3 protein-coding genes and 1 pseudogene are annotated in these 2487 nt (G+C 57.0%); 1 reads left to right on the forward strand and 3 read right to left on the reverse strand.

The genetic code is table 11. The annotated features are described in order from the left end of the window. Positions 1-220: 220 nt before the first annotated feature. The 3 genes and pseudogenes from ACLFKU_RS43050 to ACLFKU_RS43060 all read right to left on the reverse strand — a co-directional run. Positions 221-391: a hypothetical protein gene (locus ACLFKU_RS43050; RefSeq protein ID WP_410853299.1), complete on the reverse strand. Its 171-nt coding sequence runs from the start codon at positions 389-391 to the stop codon at positions 221-223. Positions 392-402: 11 nt separating this feature from the next. Further along, positions 403-867: a hypothetical protein gene (locus ACLFKU_RS43055; RefSeq protein WP_410853300.1), complete on the reverse strand. Its 465-nt coding sequence runs from the start codon at positions 865-867 to the stop codon at positions 403-405. A gap of 259 nt (positions 868-1126) precedes the next feature. Continuing rightward, positions 1127-1636 (reverse strand): annotated as a pseudogene (locus ACLFKU_RS43060) (helix-turn-helix domain-containing protein); the annotation flags it as partial. Between the two features lie 716 nt (positions 1637-2352). On the opposite strand from ACLFKU_RS43060, the gene ACLFKU_RS43065 reads away from it, so the two are divergent. After that, positions 2353-2487: transposase (locus ACLFKU_RS43065; RefSeq protein ID WP_410853301.1), on the forward strand; the 135-nt coding region annotated here is incomplete at its 3' end.

A 2487-nucleotide genomic window follows, 5' to 3' on the forward strand; every position in this document is an offset into this window, starting at 1 on the left:
GTTATCCGTTCTATTACTGCCATCGAAGCTCCCCGTGCCGGACAACCGGCGGCAGGACAGCTTACGCGGCGCAAAAGCGGACATTTGAACTTGGCCAGAAGCGGACATTACAACTTAGCCGCTACAAACATAAATGTTGTTAAATTATGTTATGTCAAATCTCACCACAACAAAAAGCCCGCTAGTCAGGCGGGCTCGGCGGGTCGCTGTAAGACAAACGTCAATGAAGCTTTTCCACGACAATCGTTGCGATCATGACGGCGACGAGCACAAGCGATCCCCACACCGACAGCTTGAGGCTCTGCGTGCGGGACTTGGTCGCCTGCTCAATAGCCTGCTTTCGCTCGGCGGCACTGAGGTCCGCCAGATGCGGGTTCTGCATATAATCCATGCTCTGCTCCTTCAGCCGGCCATGGCGTGGACCCATCCAGCTAGGGCCAATGTTACCACAGCGACAAACAGCGACGAGGTAAAGGCGGCGTAGCGAACAAACCACCATTCCCTGCTCCATATTGAGATCGGGGCGACGCCTGTCAAGGGCTCCGGCCCGATCGCGTTCACGCCGGCGTTTAGGCCGTTGAAGACTGCGGCAATCAGAAGCAGGAATCCCGCGATGACCATCGGCCATGTCGCTGCCTTCGCAACAGCCATGGCCTTGACGAGTTCGGCAAATGCGCCCGCCGCCCATCCCAGTCCGACGTAACCAAGCTGACCGTCGCGAAACGCGGCAAAAAAATCGACTGGATCGCGTCGTCGGAGCTGCCGTCGAAACCACCAAATGCAGCCTAGGATGATCAACGGCGCGAGCGCGCCGACGAGCACGTTAGACCCGAACCAGCCCAGCCAGTCTGCCCAGAACACTCTCACCAGGCCCCCTCCATGTTGGCGGGTGCGCTGTAAGTGTCCGAGGCCTCGTAAACGTTCGAAAGGGGCGCGAGCCAAATGGGCACGTCGCCGCTCGTGAAATTTAGGTCGTTCATGTGCTTCTCCAAAGACCGCACATGATAATGCCCCGTTTTACCGGCTGTCGAGCGGCTGGTCAATCGGGTCGGTCCTACGGGAACCTGTGACGAGCGTGCGGAGCTGCAAGGTGTCGCCGGCTGACACGCACCTCCGTGTGCATAGGATAGCGGTGGCCCTTATGCAGCGCGAACTCGTCCATCGCCAGATAGCGGATCCCCGACCAGTCCGGGTCGGCCACACGGGCACGCAGGCGCATCTTGTCGATCGACTTGACCGTGTGCCAGCCCAGATCGTAGAAGGCGGCCACCGCCTGTACGCTGGCCGCCTGCAACAACTTCTCGCACGCCTTGGCAAAGCGCTCCGTTACCCGCTGGTAGCGGCCCAGCCACTCCAGCTTCTCCAGCCGTGGACCACCACAGCTCTCGCACCAGACCCGGCGGCGGGGCACGTGCAGCACTACCCGATATTCGAACAGTGGCAGATCACGCACGCGTCGCACTGTCGTCTCATGAATCTGCGAACAACGCGCTCCGCATTGCTCACAATGCATGACCCGGCCCACCGGTTTCAGATAAAGCGAAAGCGTGTGGTTCTCGCCCTGTGGCCACTCTACGCGTTCCAGCCGGTAGCCCTTGCAGCAACCCAGCGCCTGCAGTGCCTTGCGATCGAGCAATCTCCCCCCTGATGTCCCCTGAATTCAGGTATCAGGTTACGCAATTGGTGAAAATCGCTCCACGCTTTTCTACGAAGAACCCATTTACTGTAATACGTTCTACGCGACCGGCTTGCGTCGCCGCCAAGATGGGCTATGAGCACATTATGCTTTTTTGAAAATCGAGAGTCCCGTTCAGATCATATTTCAGGCGTGTCGCCCCGGGGCCGAAATCGACCCTCGTCGCGGGGGTCATGCTGTCTAATTCCAACGTCGGCGCGCTCATTCTGCCTTGCCCATCTGACTGTGGCAGGACGGTTCCCAGTGCGCAGTCGGTGACTATTAAATAGTAGGAAAACTGAACAATATTGAAAATGTACTGTGTATTCGGGGCGCCTTGTGCACCTAGCGCGGGACTAGAGTCAATGTATAGCGCAACACCCATGGTCAACGCATCGCTTACCGTGAAACTTCTATCTGTATTAATTCGAAGTTTACCCATAAGGTGGTTATCAAAATATGGCCGTCCAGAATAGAAGCTGCCGTTTTGATATCCAATTGGAAGCGAGTTTTCGCCCTTTGCGGTGAATGGGAAGGCTGACGTCATTTGCCCGTACTGGAATTGCGCACCTACATCAATTGATTTTGTGGCATTTCCCCAACCAAGTGAGCTTCCCCTGAAATTTCGCCTTCCAGCAGGTCGGGTATAAACTCGACCGAAAGGAAGGAAAGAAGAAATGTTTAGGGTACCGCACCAGGTGTACACGGCGGAGTTCAAGGAAGCTGCAGTGCAACGAGTCAAGGACGGGCAAGGCGTGAGCGCCGTGGCCGGCGAATTGGGTATGTCGATACAGACGCTGCGCAACTGGCTC

Source organism: Paraburkholderia sp. EG304, from assembly GCF_046543485.1.
Taxonomy (GTDB): Bacteria; Pseudomonadota; Gammaproteobacteria; order Burkholderiales; family Burkholderiaceae; genus Paraburkholderia; species Paraburkholderia youngii.